Here is a 14,528-nt window from a genome sequence, read left to right on the forward strand (position 1 = left end):
ATCGACAGACGACCAGGCCCGTCTCACCGGGGACAAGATCCAAACCATCCCCGGGCCGACGGCTCCAACGAGCCGTACGTGGCCACGTTTTACGCAGGTCAGCGACACGCGACGCCTGTACCACCAGCAGACGAAGAACATTCGGCGATGTGAAATCTCAGACACTAGGCTTCCACTCGTCGTCGAGCATCGAGTGCACGACCGAGTCACGCCACCGGCCCGCCTTCTGGATGTGGGCACGAATGATGCCTTCCTGGACCATGCCTGCCGCCGTCATGGTCTTCGCCGACGCTTCGTTGAGCGGGGAGCGTGCGCCCCAGATGCGATGCAGGCCGAGGTCTTCGAACCCGAGGCCCAGGAGTAGGCGGACGGTCTCCAGGCCATAGCCGACACCCCAGGCCTCCTGGCGCAGCCCGAAGCCGAACGTGGCTGCGCGCTGCTGGTGGGGGTCCATGGCGAGTCGGCCGTACCCGATCAGCGTGTTCGTGTCCCGCTCGATGACGGCGAGCGCGTACTCGCTACGCGGCTCCGCCGTGGCCGAGGCGATGGATCGGGCGACGATCTGGCTGACCTGGTCGCGGGTACGCGGCTCGAACGACAGGTGTCCCGTTGCCTCTTGGTCGCCGTAGATGGTGAGCACCGCATCGACGTCATCGATGGTGAGCTCGCGGAGGCTGAGACGCTGGCTGAACCCACGTCCTTCTCCGCGCGGGCGGCAAGATCCTGCTCTCGCAGAGAGGCGGCTCCTACGGCTACCGGCGGTGGCATCTGCCGTCCGGCAAGCTCGACCAGGGCAAACCCTTCACCGTCGGGGCGGCCCGCGAACTGTTCGAGGAGACCGACGTCAGGGCCGACCCTGACCGCCTGGAGCTCCTGCACGTCGTACACCACCGAGCCAAGGACATCACGGACGAGCTTGCGGCCGATTTTGGCTGTGGACGGCTCGCACGGGAAGGTCTGACTGTAGGCGGGGTGGCCGGTGGGGGCGGCCGGACATCCAGGCCGGATGGGAGCAGCTGACCGCGACCGTGAAGTCACTGGTGCGGCGGGCACAACTCGGCGGCTCTCTCCGTGCGGACCTGAACAGACAGGACGTGATGCTGCTCGCTGGACCGCGTCGGGCGGGACGGCCTGGACGCGAGGCGTGATGCCAGACATCAGCTCGACTGCGTCGGCATGCTGAGCCCCGCTCAATGTGGTGCGCAGATGGAGGTGGGCAATCTGCCGCTGGCGGGTGGTCATCCCGCACTCCCAGGGTTCCCCAGACGCATCAGAGTGTCTCGCCAACGGCGTCTGGCGTAGGGCCTCGGCACCGGGATCGGATGCTCATGGCATGGCGCCCACCTCCAGTCCAGGGCCCACTCGGGGCCTGGAGGTGGTCAGCTTTTCGCGTTCATGGGTGTCGGCTTCGTTGTCGACTTCCTTGTCGCCTGGCCGGCGTGCGTGCGGTGCTCACGGATCTCGTCGTGATGGGTCGAGACCCAGTCGATCAGGGCACCGACGATGTCGAGGAGGCTGATCCCGAGGGGGGTGAGGGCGTACTCGACGCGTGGGGGGACTTCGGCGTATGCGGTTCGGGTGACGAGGCCGTCCTGGACGAGCTGCCGCAGCGTGAGGGTGAGCATGCGCTGGGAGATCCCCGGCACGGTGTGGTGCAGATCGGAGTACCGACGCACGCCCTGTTGCAGAGTGGCGATCACGAGCAGTGTCCACTTGTCGCCGACACGCTCGAGGATCTCGCGGACGAAGGCGGACTGCCCTTCCGGAATGCGGGCGCACGGCCCTGTCGGCATCGTGTCGGCGGCTACGCCGGCGGTGTCCATGACGCACATACTCCTTCGGTACAGACATGAATGTGCCTTTTGTAGAGGTCCCCATACTGCCGCATGATGGCGCTGCGCACAAAAGATAAGTTTCGCTTTCGGAGGCACCTTCATGTCCTATCTGCTGCACATCGATTCCTCCTCCCTGGGCGCCGACTCGGTGTCCCGGCAGGTCGCCCAGTCTTTTCGGGATTCCTGGCAGGGGCCGGTCGTGCACCGTGACCTCGGAGCCGCGCCGGTGCCTCACCTCAGTGCCGTCGGCATCGCCGCGCGCAGCGCGGACCAGGCCGCTCGCACCCCGGAGCAAGCCGCGGCCGCGGCGATCCAGGAAGAGCTGATCGAGGAGTTCCTCGGCGCGAGCGCCTACCTGTTCACGGTGCCGATGTACGACTACTCGATGCCCTCGGTGTTCAAGGCATGGCTGGACCAGGTCATGACCGTGGGTGCCACGGTGGCGCTTCCCGACGGGCCGCCGGCCGCGGGCCGTCCTGCCCTGGTCGTATCGGCCCGTGGCGGCGGCTACGGCCCCGGCACCCCCAACCACGGCATGGACCATGTGGTCCCCACCCTGGAAACCGTCCTGGGACACCAGCAGTCGCTCGGCCTCGACGTGAGCGTCCTGACCCCCGAGCTCACCCTCGCCCCGGTCGTCCCCTACATGTCCGAACTCATACCGCTGCACGAGGCATCCCTGGCGAACTCCCATGAGCAGGCCCGCAAGCTCGCCGAAGCCTTCCAGGCCGCCCTGTAGGCCCTGAAAGGGTCGCTCTCGGCTGCACACACGCCCGGCGCGGGACGGCCTTCCGGATTGCCCCAAGGCTGTCCGGCGCCGAGACCCGCCGTCATCCGCGGCGCCTGGCTCCCGACCCGGACCAGCCCACAGTCCCGCCTGCGGTGACGGGACGAAACCCACGCTCGCGGGCAGATCGCGCACAGGAATGAGGCTTCCATGACCACGTCCACCGCGCCGGAATCACCGACACCGGACACCAGCTCTCCTCTGGTCATCGAGTTGTGGACCGACCTGGGCTGCCCCTGGTGCTACATCGGCAAGCACCGGCTTGAGCAGGCCCTCACCACAGCTGCAGCCGGGCAGGTACAGGTGGTCCTTCGTTCCTTCCAACTGGATCAGAACATGGCCTCAACACCGGTATCGGTGCCGGAAGTGTTCGTCGCCAAGCACGGAGGCACGGCCGAGCACGCCCGCCGGATGGAATCGCAGATGGCCGCACTGGCCCGCGCCGAGGGCCTGCCGTACAGCGTGGACCGCCCGGCCGCGAACACATTCGACGTCCACCGGGTTCTGCATCTCGCCCGCGCTCACGGCGTGGCCACGCCGATGTTCTCGGCGTTGCAGCGCGGCTACTTCGCCGGCGAGCTCGACCCGTTCGACGACGACGCACTGTTGCAGGTCGCCGCCGACGCCGGAGTTCCGGCCGAGGAGACCCGCGCGCTGCTGTCCGGGGACACCTACGCACAGGCCGTCCGCGACGAACGAGCGGCAGGCCAGGCGCTCGGCATCACGGGTGTTCCGTTCGCGGTCTTCAACGGCACTCACGCCGTTGCCGGCGCCACCCATGTCCAGGGCTACGCAGCCGCCATCGCGCAGGCATGGGGAGCGTCCGCATGACTGCACCCACCACGCGCCGCACCGAGTCGGCCGACTGCGACACCCTCGTCGCGGCCGGCGACGGCGACTCCCACGACACGCCTCCACCCGCGCTCACGCTCATCAGCGCTCCGGAAGGCGCGTTCTGCGACGCTCAAGGCCACTGCTCGGATGGAGTTACAGAGATGAACCCTGCTCTGTGGCCCGGTCCCGTAGAGGTGAACCCATGCGCATAACCGTTTTCGGCGGTACCGGCCCCACCGGTCTGCTCCTGATCAACCAGGCCCTGGCCGAGGGCCACGAGGTCGTCGCCTACGCCCGTATGCCCGCGAAACTGCCCTCCCACCAGCGGCTCACGGCGATCCGGGGACAACTCGACGACGCATTGGCCACCGGTGAGGCGGTACGCGGCAGCGACGCCGTGCTCAGCGTCCTGGGCCCGGGCACCAACAAGGCGGAGATTCCCCCGCTGATCTCCGGCTACCGCAGCATCATCGCGGCGATGCGGGAACACGGGGTCGACCGTCTCGTCGCGCTGGGCACCCCGAGCATCACCGACCCGGCCGACCGCAGGGAGCTCAAAGTCGGGCTCATGGTCACTGGCATCCGGAAGTTCCAGCCCATGGCCTACGACGCCATCGTCCGCATCGGACAGACCGTCCGCGACTCCGGGCTGAAGTGGACCATCGTCCGCGTCCCGCTGCTGACCAACGGCCCGAAGACCGCCGCGATCAACGTCCGCGCCGTCGGCGACAAGGGCGGTGTCCGCCTCTCGCGGACCAACGCGGCCGCTTTCCTCCTCCAGCAGGCCGCCGACTCCACTCATATCGGCGCAGCACCGTTCATCACCGACAAATAAAGGAGCCGCACGAGCGCCAAATGAGCGTTACGAGCGTCATTTCAGCGTCAAGATATCACCCGTAACACCCACACCGCACATAACGCGCACGCGCAAAACAGCAGTTCAGAAGCCCTTTGCGGCCGGTTCAAGGATCGCAACACACTCCACATGGTGGGTCATCGGGAAGAGGTCAACGAGACTCAGCAAGGTGACTGGAGCCGGTTACCAAAAAACAGCAGGACTGCGTGACTACGACTTCGCGATCGGCACGGCCACCTGAGTACACCTCATGCCAGCGAGGAGGCCGACCGCAGCGAGGTCTCATACGTCACGAAGTCGGTGGAGGGCATTCTCGGAAGCAGTGAAGACATTCGACGGCGCCGCGGTTCAGCGAGGGAAGGCGGGCGGCGGCACGGTCCGCGTCCGGAGCGGTCCGGTGCGCGACCCGTCCCGCTCCCCTCTGTTTGGTACCTTTCACTGGACACGCAAATCGATCGGATGTTCGTTTACTGGGATCTCCGAGACGTCCGTTGTCGGCAGTAGACGCTCACGTTCTCCGACGTGCGGCGTGCCACACAATCGGACCGGGTGAAAGCTCATGGCAGGAACCGACCACGAAAAGGCGCTGGACACCGCGCTCGCGCAGATTGAGCGGAAATTTGGCAGGGGCGCGGTCATGCGCCTCGGCGAGCGGCCCAATGAGCCCATCGAGGTGATCCCTACAGGATCGACCGCGCTGGACGTGGCGCTCGGCGTAGGCGGTCTGCCCCGCGGCCGTGTGGTGGAGGTATACGGGCCGGAGTCCTCCGGCAAGACGACCCTGACCCTGCACGCAGTAGCGAACGCACAGAAGGCCGGCGGCCAGGTCGCCTTCATCGACGCGGAGCACGCCCTCGACCCCGAGTACGCAAAGAAGCTCGGCGTCGACACCGACCACCTCATCCTGTCCCAGCCGGACAACGGTGAACAGGCGCTGGAGATCGTCGACATCCTGATCCGCTCCGGCGCGATCGACTTGATCGTGATCGACTCCGTCGCGGCCCTGGTGCCACGCGCCGAGATCGAGGGCGAGATGGGCGACTCCCACATGGGTCTGCAGGCCCGGCTGATGAGCCAGGCCCTGCGGAAGATCACCAGCGCGCTCAACCAGTCGAAGACCACGGCGATCTTCATCAACCAGCTGCGCGAGAAGATCGGCGTGATGTTCGGCTCCCCGGAGACCACGACCGGTGGCCGGGCGCTCAAGTTCTACGCCTCGGTGCGGCTCGACATCCGCCGTATCGAGACGCTGAAGGATGGCACGGACGCGGTCGGCAACCGCACCCGCGTGAAGGTCGTCAAGAACAAGGTCGCCCCGCCCTTCAAGCAGGCCGAGTTCGACATCCTCTACGGGCAGGGCATCAGCCGCGAGGGCGGCCTGATCGACATGGGCGTGGAGAACGGCTTCGTCCGCAAGGCCGGCGCCTGGTACACGTACGAGGGCGACCAGCTCGGTCAGGGCAAGGAGAACGCGCGCAACTTCCTCAAGGACAACCCCGACCTCGCCAACGAGATCGAGAAGAAGATCCTCGAGAAGCTCGGAATCGGGGCGCCGGCAAAGGCCGCAGTCGCCGAGGACACGGGCGCCGTCCCGGTCCCTGGTACCGCCCGGACCTCGGCGGGAAACGCCGCCTGACAGGCACGGACGCGGCCTGGCCGGGGCAGGCTTCCGACATGTTCAGCATCTCGGCGTGCTCCACGGCCCAGATCCGCTCGCCCCCCTATTCCATGCCGAGAACCTGCTCGTGCGCGTCCGGGCGATACCAGACCATAAGCGAGGCGCAGAGGACACCGCGCTCGGCAAGGAATCGATGACCGCGTCAGGATCCGGCTGGTCGGGGGCGGCCGGATGTGTCGGGGATGCCGGGCACTTCGGGCATGGCTCTCTCCTCGTGGGGGTCGGCTGGAGGCACAGGTGACTGGGGAGCACGGGGAGTTGTGCATCCCGCGCAAGCGGAGGTGTTCCGTCGCGCAAGATCCGGACCATTCCCGGACCAAGTTGGCGGCAACACCGACAGCACTCTCGTTTTCGCAGATCAACGCAGCCGCCACGCGTGTACCAGCAGCAAACGAAGAATCTGCTGGGTAGGACAAGCACGTCGTCATGTGTCGCTACCCGCAAGGGGGCACGGCGGGCAGGCTTGCACCCTCCCGGGGATTGCCCTCAGTTCGGCGGCACACGGTCGCCACAGCGTCGGCGCTGCCCTACCGACGCTCGCCAGATCTGGCCCACATGCAGGATTTTGACGCAGCGTAGACAGCATCCGCCGGACTGCTACTAGCAGCCACTGGTGCCGACGACGCAACCGCCTACGTGTGGAGCGCCGTCACCGGGGAAAGGCTCCAGGGGCCTTGACCGGACACTGGCGCGATTTGGGGCATCGCCTTTCCATCGCAGGGTCTTCTGGCCACCACCAGCCTCGATGGCCGTACGCGTCTTGGATCCTGCCACCGGCCAGTCGGTCGGCGAGCCACCCACGGGCCATGCGGACGGCACCACCCACGCAGCGTTTCACCCCAACGGACAACTGCTCCCCACATCCAGCGACGACTGCACAACGCGCCTCTGGGGCCCACCCAGGACTGCCGGCCGGCCACTCGCGTCGCGTGGCGGCGTGAGCGTGACCGTCCAGACAGGTCAGCGCCGGACGACTGCTTGTGGCCAGTTGTGATTCGCCGCCGGCGGCCAGTCGACAGGGAGCTGTCTGGCCGTCGGCGGTGACACGCGTCGATGTTCCGGGGGGCCGGCCCGATGGTCGCCTCGGCCGGCCGGGGCTACGGGCGGAGCACGATCTTGCCGTGGGTGTGCCCCGTTTCCAGCTCACGGAACGCGTCTCGCACCTGTTCCAGCGGGTAGGTGCGAGCGATCGGTACCTCCAGCTCGCCGCGTGCGGCAAGCCGGGCCAGCTCGCCGAGCACGACCGCGCATGCCGCCGCGCCTTCACCGTAGGTTCGCGCCCCAACCTTGGCCGCGGCCTGCCAATCGCGGATCGTGTTGATCCGCTCGGACCGCACACCCAGCTCCACTGCCAGCTCCACGTAGCCGTCGCCGAACGTGTCGATGAACGCGTCGACGTTCCCGCCGGCAGCCTCCCGGATCCGTTCGGCCACGCCCTCGCCGTACACGACCGGGACGACACCGCGCTGCCTCAACCAGGCATGATTCCCCTCGCTCGCCAGCCCGATCACTGTGGCTCCCCGCCGCCGCGCGAGCTGCACGACAAAAGACCCGACGCCACCCGCCGCACCGGACACCACGACGGTGTCCGCCGGCCCGGGGTCCACCGCGAACACGCAGGCGTATGCGGTCGTGCCGGCCACGTACAACGACCCGGCCACGTCCCAGGACAGCCCCGGTGGACGCGAGACCACGTCCACGTCGTCGACCGCGACGAACTGCGCATGGCTCGCCCGGTCATGGGTGAAGCCCAAGACCTCATCGCCCACCGCGAAGCCGCGCACCTGCGGGCCGACCTCCACCACGACGCCGGCCAGATCGCTGCCCTGCCCGGAGGGGAACACGGCCGGCCAGCGTCCGTGCCGCGCGCCCTCGCGGATCATCACCTCGCCGGGCTGAATCCCGGCCGCGCGGACCTCGACCAGCACCTGTCCGGGGCCGGGAGTCGGCCGCTCCACCTCCTCCACCCGCAGCACATCGATCCCGCCGTACTCGTGGAACCGCACCGCCTGCATCGCGTGATCACCGCATTCCCTCGTTCGGACAAGCCTTGGACGGGCCAAGCCGGATGCCACGTACCGACCGCGCCATCGCATTCAACGCCTCAGGGACGAGGTTGTCTTCCCAGCGCTGTCGATGGAGAGCGTGGACACCAACCATGCGTTTCGCCCTGGGTCATTCCGATGTCTCCCGTCTCCTCGTGACGCGGACGGCAGCATCACAGGTGGTGTGACCTTCCGTCTGTCCGGGTGCGAGGGCGCCGTGTGCCGGGCGGGTCGTGGGCGCAACCCGCTTCGAAGATCACGAACTGCCGGTGATCTTCGAATGATCTGTCGCACTCTGCCGGTCCGCGAGGCCCTTGTGTCTCGCACCGTTCAGGAGGAGAGCCGGGTCGGTCACACGCGCAACAGTGCAGCCGTCAGGGCCTGACTTCGTTGGGGGCATCAGTCGCATCCATTGCGTGCCGGATGGTGTGGGCTTCGGCGAGGAAGAGGTAGCTGGCGGCGGTCCAGGTGTAGGCACGGTCGCGCAGGCCGGTGCCGGTGAGGGCGTCGAAGTTCTCTGCGAAGCCGTGGGTTTCGCACAGAGTTCGGAAACGGGCGCTGATCTCGTCGGCCAGGCGGTCGTGGCCGCTGCGGCGCAGGCCGTCCTCGACGAGAACGGTGGCAGGGGCCCAGATGGGTCCGCGCCAGTATCCGTCGGAGCGGTAGTGGGGTGAGGTCGGCAGTTCGGTGGCCAGTCCGTACGGGGTCAGGTGTGCCTCGATCCGGGTGGCCAGCGTCTTTGCGATGTTCTCGGGCAGACGCTCGCCCAGCGCGATGGGCATCAGGTCGAGGAGACTGGAGCTGTGCCGGGTGTCGCCGCTTTCGGCGCCCCGTGCGACGAACCCCTCCCCCGTCCACAGTTCGTCGAGCATGGCCGCCTGGGTCGCCTCCGCTGTGCTTGTCCAGCCGCGGGCGTCGTCATGACGGCCGAGCTCGGTGGCCAGAGCGGCGAGTTCGTGCAGTTGGAGGACGAGGAACGCGGCCAGGTCGGCGGTGACGACCACGCGTTCGGCGTCGAAGGTGGTGGCGTTGTCCCAGCCGCTGTCGTTGCCGTGCTGGTAGTGGGGAAGGGCGGTGTCCGGTGCACGACGGGCGGTGAGCCAGAAGTCCGTCCAGCGTCCCAACCGGTCGTAGGTGGCGGCGAGTTCGGTCCTGTCGAGGGGTTCGGGGAGGCGCTTGCGCAGTCGGCCCAGGGTCCAGCCGTGGATGGGCGGCTTGACGAAGTTGCGCAGGATCTCCGAGTGGGTCACCGAGTCGGGCAGGGCCCCGCTCTCGTCCTGGTGGTCGAAGGGCAGTGAGAACTGGTCCCACGCGAGCGCGGGTGCTCCGGGCGCCAGGGCGAGGGCGTTGAAGCAGTGGTCCCAGCTCCAGACCTTGTCCATCCAGTGCTTGGACATCAGCACCGCGGGCCGGGTGACGAGCCCGGCCGGGTCGACCGTGGCCGACCAGAGGACGTACACGGCGAGTTCGGCGGCCGGAGTGTCGGACGAGCGCCAGGGAGCCACGGCGTCGACGAAGGCACGAAAGGCCCGCTCGACCGCGCTGACGATCTGGCTGAACGTCGCCGAGGAGGCGTAGGGGCGGCGGGCGCTGTCCAGCTCCTCGACGGCGGCCTCCCAGACTCCGCCCGCCTCGGCGGTGATCGTGAGGCCGCGGTCCGCGGCGTTCAGGGCCTGGCTGCCGGAGGCCCCGGCCACGAGGCCCGACAGTACGGTGACCCGGTAGCGGCGTCCGGTCTCGTACGAGGTGAACACGTACGCCCCGTCCGCCGGGTCTCGGAAGAAGTAGGTGCCGGTAAAGGGTGTCAGGGTCTGTGCCGCGGCGCTGATGCGCAGGCCCGGGCCCTGCCCGCGCAGGCGCACGGTGTCCGGTGTCTCGTAGGCGAGGTCGATGCGCCCGCCCTCGTGAGTCCAGCTGAGCCGGCCAGGCGTCGCCTCCACGCGGGTCTCGACGCGGTCACCCGTCGTGGCGTCGACGGGGACGAAGCGCAGCACGCCGTGCATGCCGTTCTGGTGGGAGACCAGGTGGAGGTCTTCGGCGTAGGTCCGCTCGGCCAGTACCGGGGAGATGTCGAACCAGGAGCCGCGCGTACTGAAGGGGATGTCGTGGAGGGCGAAGGCCGGGCCGGGGCGGGCGGCGGTCATGAAAGGGCAACTCGTTTCTTCTGCGGTACCGACTCTTCTGCGAGAACGGCGGCGGTCGGTCAGTCCTTCACGGCTCCGGCAGTCACTCCGGCGGCGACATAGCGCTGGGCGAGGACGAGGATCACCGCGGCGGGCAGCGAGGCCACGACGGCGGTGGCCATGATGGCGTTCCACTCCTGGTTGTTGTTGCCGATGTACTGGTAGATGCCGAGGGTGATCGGCTGGTGGGCGCCGCCGCTCGCGAGCGTGCTGGCGAAGACGAAGTCGGACCAGGACCACAGGAACGCGAACAGCGAGACGGTGACGACGGCGTTGCGGCTCATGGGCAGCACGATCGACCAGAAGGTGCGCAGAGGGCCGGCGCCGTCCGTCTTCGCGGCCTGGAGCAGTTCCTCGGGGATGCCCGACATGAACGCGGTGAAGATCAGGACGGCGAACGGGACGGCCAGGGTGGAGTCGGCGACGATCAGGCCGGGCACGGACTGAAGGAGTCCGAGGCTGAGGTAGATGGCGTAGAAGCCCATCGCCATGATGATGCCGGGGATCATCTGGGCGACCAGGAAGAGGAAGCTGAGCACGCCGCCGCCGCGTGGACGCAGCTTGGCCAGCGCGTAGCCGGCGGGTGCGGCCAGCGCCACGGTGAGCGCGACGGTGCCCAGGCCGACGACGAGACTGGTGCCGAGGTAGGGCAACTGCTGGTCCACGACGGCGCGATAGCCCTCCAGCGTGCCGTGGACGGGGAACAGGCCGGGCGGGCTCTTGCGCATGTCCTGTTCGCGGGTGAAGGACACGTTGAGCATCCAGTAGACCGGGAAGAGCATGACGGCCGTGAGGACGAGACCGGTCACGGTCTTCCACCAGGTGCCGCGTACCCGGTGTGCGGGGCGGGGCGTGATAGCGGTCGTCATGAGGCGTACTGCTTTCGCTGGACCCTCAGGTACACCAGGCCGAAGGCCAGGGCGGCGACGACGAGCAGGTTGCCGACGGCCGCGCCGGGGCCGAAGGCGGGCAGCAGGTTGCCGAAGCCGAGTTGGTAGGACCAGGTGGCGAAGGTGGTGGACGAGTCCGCCGGGCCGCCCTTGGTCATGATCCAGATGATGTCGAAGACCTTGAGCGTGTAGACGAGGCCCAGCAGCAGGGTGATGGCGGACACCGGGCGCAGGAGCGGGAAGGTGATGTTCCAGAAGCGCCGCCAGGCACCCGCGCCGTCGAGGGCGGCCGCCTCGTACAGGCTGCCGGGAATCGACTGCAGTCCGCTGTAGAGCACGACGAGGTTGAACGGGACGCCGATCCAGATGTTGGCGATGATCACCGAGGTCAGCGACCATTCCGGTGACGTCAGCCAGTTCACGGAGTCGATGCCGACGGCGTTCAGGACGGAGTTGACGATGCCCGAGTCGCTGTTGAGCATCCACGACCAGGTGGAGGCCGACACGATGAGTGGCAGCAGCCAGGGCACCAGGAACAGGGCGCGCAGGGTCGCGGAGAGCCGGAAGTGCTGGTGGAAGAAGACCGCGAGGGCCAGGCCGATGGCGTACTGGAAGAGCAGGCAGACGGCGGTGAACGTCACGGTGTGTGCCAGGGCGGGGCCGAAGGTCGGGTCCTGGAAGACGGTTTCGTAGTTCTTGAGGCCGGTGAAGGGCGCGTCGCCCTGGACGAAGGAGCGGACGGTGTAGTTGCGCAGGCTCAGGTCGAGGTTGCGGTAGAGGGGATAGGCGTAGAAGAGGACGAGGTAGAGGGTGACCGGGGCGAGGAAGGCCCAGGCGGCCCACTGCTGGGAGGTCGGGCGGCGGCGTGGCGCGGTGCGGTCCGTGGGTGGGGCGGCGGTGGCCGCCCCGGTCCGGTCGAGCGTGGCCCGGCGGTCCGGCGGGTGTGTCGTGCGGTTCATCAACAGCCCCTGGGCTTCGGCTACTTGACGGCGTCCTGGGCCGCGGAGAGCGCGTCCTTGGGTGACTTGGCTCCGCTGAGCGCGGACTGGACGGCCTTCCACATCTGCTCGGAGATCTTGGGGTACTTGGTGCCGAGGTCGTCACTGGTGCGGCCCCTGGCGGCCTTGACCGCCTCGACCCAGGGCTTGAGCTTGGCGTCGGCGGCGACCTGCTTGTCCTGGACCTCGGTGGTGGGGGCCACGTAGGAGAGGGTGGTGTCGGTGGCGTACAGGTTGTCGGTGCTGGTCAGGCAGGTCACCAGCTTCTGGGCGGTGGTGTAGCGGCCGGTGTCGCCCTGGACGGGGAGGGTGACGAACTCGCCGCCGGTAGGTGCCGCGGCATTGCCACCCGCGGAGGCCGGGATGGGGAGGACGCCGTAGTCGAAGCCGGACTTCTCGGCGTTGGCGAGCTGCCAGGTGCCGTTCTCGGCGAAGGCGTAGTCGCCGGTGGCGAACTCCTGCCAGCTGGTGGTCTGGGTGTTGTTGATGACCGAGTTGGGCGCGTAGCCCTTCTTCAGCCAGTCGCTCCACAGGGCCAGCGCCGACTCGCCCTGGGCGGAGTCGAGTTCGGTGAGCTTGGCTCCCGATCCCCAGAACCAGGGCAGGAACTGGAAGCTGCCTTCCTCGGTGCCGATCGCGGAGAAGGTGATGCCTTTCTTGCCGGCCTTCTTCACCTTGTCCAGCGCTGCCGTCAGCGACTTCCAGTCCTTGATGGAGGAGACGTCGACGCCCGCCGCTTTGAGGACGTCCTTGTTGTAGTAGAGGGCCAGGGTGTTGGCACCGATGGGCGTGCCGTACGTCTTCCCGCCGGACTGGCCGGCCGCGAGCAGGTTGGGGTCGGCCTTCGAGGTGTCCAGCTTGTTGTCGTCGGTGGTGGTCAGGACACCGGCCTCGGCCAGGGTCGACACCACGGGGTTGTCGACGATGAGCACGTCCGGGGAGTTGTCCTGCTGGGCGGCCAGGAGCACCTTGTTCGTCAGGTCGCTGGTGTCGAAGGCGGTCCGCTTGATCTTGACGCCCGCCTTGCTGCCGCAACTGTCGAGCAGCTTCGCCCACGCCGAGCCCTTGGCGAACTGCGGGTACGGGTCCCAGATCGTGTAGGTGCCGTTGTCCTCGCCCTTCGCGGACGAACTGCCGCCGGACGAACAGGCGGCGGTGCCCGTGGTGAGGGCGACGACGGTCAGGGCCGCGGCCGTGAGCCGCCGTCCGGTGAATCCGTTCATGGCACGTTCCTTTGTGTTTTCGGCAAGGGCATGCCGAAGAAGCAGTCGAGGAGCAGCCGGCCGGGCAGGGCCGGTGAAGGGCGGCGGATGGTCTGCAAAGGCCGCTGAGATAAGGGGAGTCGGGGTGTCAGTCGTCGGAGCCGGAAGCGGGCTCCGTGCGCAGGTGGGCGGGCCCGGTGCTGGCCCGAAGGGAGATGGGCGGCGCGAGCAGGTGGTGGCGGGGCGGGGCGTCGGGCCGGCCGAGCCGTTCGACGAGCAGTTCGACGGCGAGGCGTCCCATCTCCTCCGCTGGCACGTCCGCCGCCGTGAGCTGCGGGGTTACGGTCTCCGCCCACCGGCCGGCCACGACACCGGTGACGGAGAAGTCGCGCGGAACATGGCGGCCCGCCACGGACAGGCCCCGGTACAGACCGCCGAGAGCGGCCTCGTTCAGGGTGACCAGTGCGGTGGTGGCCGGGTCGTCGTGCAGGATCCGCTCCAGACAGCCCTGACCCGAGGGAGCGTCGTCGCCGCAGCAGTACGAGCGTACGGTGAGCCCTCGCTCGGCGGCCGCCTTCGTGAAGCCGTCGAAGCCGCGGTGCGCCGACTCGTATCCGGCCCGTAGCAGGTGTTCGGGCCGGTTCACGAAGGCGATCCTGCGATGGCCCAGGTCGGCGAGATGGTGGACACAGGCCTCCACCAGCCGGGCGTGGTCCAGGCCGACCCACCAGTCACCGTCAGGGTGCGCGGTCCGGCCGATGCAGACCGCGGGGAAGTTCTCGGCGACCAGGTGATCGACCCGGTCGTCCTGGAGCCTGATCTCCATCAGGATCGCGCCGTCGACCCGCCGTTCGGCCAGCAGGCGCTGGAACGAGCGGTCGCTGTCCACGCCGCTCGGGGAGAGCAGCACGTCGTAGTCCCGGGCGGCCGCAGCCTCCACCACACTGCCGATGAAGTCGAGCTGCATTCCGGTGTAGTGGTTGCCGGCCGGCGGGAAGACCAGGCCGATGGTGCTGGTGCGGCCGTTGGCCAGGGCACGCGCGCTGGCGTTGGGCCGGTAGCCCAGTTCGTCGATGACCCGCTGGATCTTCCGCCGGGTCTCGTCCGACACCTGGCGCTTTCCGCTCAGTGCGTACGAGACGGTGCTCCGCGAGACACCGGCCCGCCGGGCGATCTCACCGATGTTCACGGCACTCCTTCTTCGAACCGGTTCGAAAGCG

At 68.2% G+C, this 14,528-nt stretch carries 12 protein-coding genes and 1 pseudogene; 5 read left to right on the plus strand and 8 right to left on the minus strand.

Annotation, left to right across the window (positions count from 1 at the left end; genetic code table 11):
* Positions 1 to 157 precede the first annotated feature (157 nt).
* Positions 158 to 682, minus strand: a pseudogene (locus JEQ17_RS01260) (GNAT family N-acetyltransferase); the annotation flags it as partial.
* Positions 683 to 723: 41 nt separating this feature from the next.
* Between JEQ17_RS01260 and JEQ17_RS01265 the strand changes: the two are divergent.
* The gene (locus JEQ17_RS01265; protein ID WP_234048674.1) at positions 724 to 1,020 is read left to right on the plus strand and encodes an NUDIX domain-containing protein; all 297 of its coding nucleotides are present in this window, start codon (positions 724 to 726) and stop codon (positions 1,018 to 1,020) included.
* 359 nt (positions 1,021 to 1,379) lie between these two features.
* On the opposite strand, the gene JEQ17_RS01270 is transcribed toward JEQ17_RS01265, so the two are convergent.
* The gene (locus tag JEQ17_RS01270) at positions 1,380 to 1,823 is read right to left on the minus strand and encodes a winged helix-turn-helix transcriptional regulator (RefSeq protein ID WP_200393415.1); all 444 of its coding nucleotides are present in this window, start codon (positions 1,821 to 1,823) and stop codon (positions 1,380 to 1,382) included.
* A gap of 112 nt (positions 1,824 to 1,935) precedes the next feature.
* Between JEQ17_RS01270 and JEQ17_RS01275 the strand changes: the two genes are divergently transcribed.
* From JEQ17_RS01275 to recA, 4 genes are all read left to right on the plus strand, one after another.
* Complete coding sequence (locus tag JEQ17_RS01275) at positions 1,936 to 2,574, plus strand: FMN-dependent NADH-azoreductase (RefSeq protein ID WP_200393416.1); 639 nt, start codon at positions 1,936 to 1,938, stop codon at positions 2,572 to 2,574.
* Positions 2,575 to 2,772: 198 nt separating this feature from the next.
* Positions 2,773 to 3,453 carry a DsbA family oxidoreductase gene (locus JEQ17_RS01280; protein WP_200393417.1) on the plus strand — a complete coding sequence of 227 codons (681 nt, stop codon included), beginning with the start codon at positions 2,773 to 2,775 and terminating at the stop codon, positions 3,451 to 3,453.
* Positions 3,454 to 3,658: 205 nt separating this feature from the next.
* On the plus strand, positions 3,659 to 4,291 hold the full coding sequence (locus JEQ17_RS01285) for an NAD(P)-dependent oxidoreductase (RefSeq protein WP_200393418.1): 633 nt from the start codon (positions 3,659 to 3,661) through the stop codon (positions 4,289 to 4,291).
* Positions 4,292 to 4,871: 580 nt separating this feature from the next.
* On the plus strand, positions 4,872 to 5,948 hold the full coding sequence (gene recA, locus JEQ17_RS01290; RefSeq protein WP_200393419.1) for a recombinase RecA: 1,077 nt from the start codon (positions 4,872 to 4,874) through the stop codon (positions 5,946 to 5,948).
* 1,139 nt (positions 5,949 to 7,087) lie between these two features.
* Here the strand turns inward: recA and JEQ17_RS01295 are convergent.
* From JEQ17_RS01295 to JEQ17_RS01320, 6 genes are all read right to left on the minus strand, one after another.
* Positions 7,088 to 8,005 carry an NADP-dependent oxidoreductase gene (locus JEQ17_RS01295; RefSeq protein WP_200393420.1) on the minus strand — a complete coding sequence of 306 codons (918 nt, stop codon included), beginning with the start codon at positions 8,003 to 8,005 and terminating at the stop codon, positions 7,088 to 7,090.
* A 404-nt stretch (positions 8,006 to 8,409) separates the two neighbouring features.
* Positions 8,410 to 10,179 (minus strand): amylo-alpha-1,6-glucosidase, encoded by a 1,770-nt coding sequence (locus JEQ17_RS01300; RefSeq protein WP_200393421.1) that lies wholly within the window; start codon positions 10,177 to 10,179, stop codon positions 8,410 to 8,412.
* A 59-nt stretch (positions 10,180 to 10,238) separates the two neighbouring features.
* Positions 10,239 to 11,087 (minus strand): carbohydrate ABC transporter permease, encoded by an 849-nt coding sequence (locus JEQ17_RS01305; protein WP_200393422.1) that lies wholly within the window; start codon positions 11,085 to 11,087, stop codon positions 10,239 to 10,241.
* On the minus strand, positions 11,084 to 12,067 hold the full coding sequence (locus JEQ17_RS01310; protein WP_200393423.1) for a carbohydrate ABC transporter permease: 984 nt from the start codon (positions 12,065 to 12,067) through the stop codon (positions 11,084 to 11,086). The genes JEQ17_RS01305 and JEQ17_RS01310 overlap by 4 nt, the downstream gene beginning before the upstream one ends.
* 20 nt (positions 12,068 to 12,087) lie before the next feature.
* Complete coding sequence (locus tag JEQ17_RS01315; RefSeq protein ID WP_200393424.1) at positions 12,088 to 13,329, minus strand: sugar ABC transporter substrate-binding protein; 1,242 nt, start codon at positions 13,327 to 13,329, stop codon at positions 12,088 to 12,090.
* A gap of 127 nt (positions 13,330 to 13,456) precedes the next feature.
* Positions 13,457 to 14,497: a LacI family DNA-binding transcriptional regulator gene (locus tag JEQ17_RS01320; protein WP_200393425.1), complete on the minus strand. Its 1,041-nt coding sequence runs from the start codon at positions 14,495 to 14,497 to the stop codon at positions 13,457 to 13,459.
* Between the last annotated feature and the right edge of the window lie 31 nt (positions 14,498 to 14,528).

The organism is Streptomyces liliifuscus (assembly GCF_016598615.1).
Lineage (GTDB): Bacteria > Actinomycetota > Actinomycetes > Streptomycetales > Streptomycetaceae > Streptomyces > Streptomyces liliifuscus.

Excerpts from the sequence above, each read along its gene's own strand:
- JEQ17_RS01280 (WP_200393417.1), top strand. The coding sequence starts at position 2,773 with ATGACCACGTCCACCGCGCCGGAATCACCGACACCGGACACCAGCTCT.
- JEQ17_RS01310 (WP_200393423.1), bottom strand. The coding sequence starts at position 12,067 with ATGAACCGCACGACACACCCGCCGGACCGCCGGGCCACGCTCGACCGG.
- JEQ17_RS01305 (WP_200393422.1), bottom strand. The coding sequence starts at position 11,087 with ATGACGACCGCTATCACGCCCCGCCCCGCACACCGGGTACGCGGCACC.
- JEQ17_RS01300 (WP_200393421.1), bottom strand. The coding sequence starts at position 10,179 with ATGACCGCCGCCCGCCCCGGCCCGGCCTTCGCCCTCCACGACATCCCC.
- JEQ17_RS01270 (WP_200393415.1), bottom strand. The coding sequence starts at position 1,823 with ATGGACACCGCCGGCGTAGCCGCCGACACGATGCCGACAGGGCCGTGC.
- JEQ17_RS01275 (WP_200393416.1), top strand. The coding sequence starts at position 1,936 with ATGTCCTATCTGCTGCACATCGATTCCTCCTCCCTGGGCGCCGACTCG.
- recA (WP_200393419.1), top strand. The coding sequence starts at position 4,872 with ATGGCAGGAACCGACCACGAAAAGGCGCTGGACACCGCGCTCGCGCAG.
- JEQ17_RS01315 (WP_200393424.1), bottom strand. The coding sequence starts at position 13,329 with ATGAACGGATTCACCGGACGGCGGCTCACGGCCGCGGCCCTGACCGTC.
- JEQ17_RS01285 (WP_200393418.1), top strand. The coding sequence starts at position 3,659 with ATGCGCATAACCGTTTTCGGCGGTACCGGCCCCACCGGTCTGCTCCTG.
- JEQ17_RS01295 (WP_200393420.1), bottom strand. The coding sequence starts at position 8,005 with ATGCAGGCGGTGCGGTTCCACGAGTACGGCGGGATCGATGTGCTGCGG.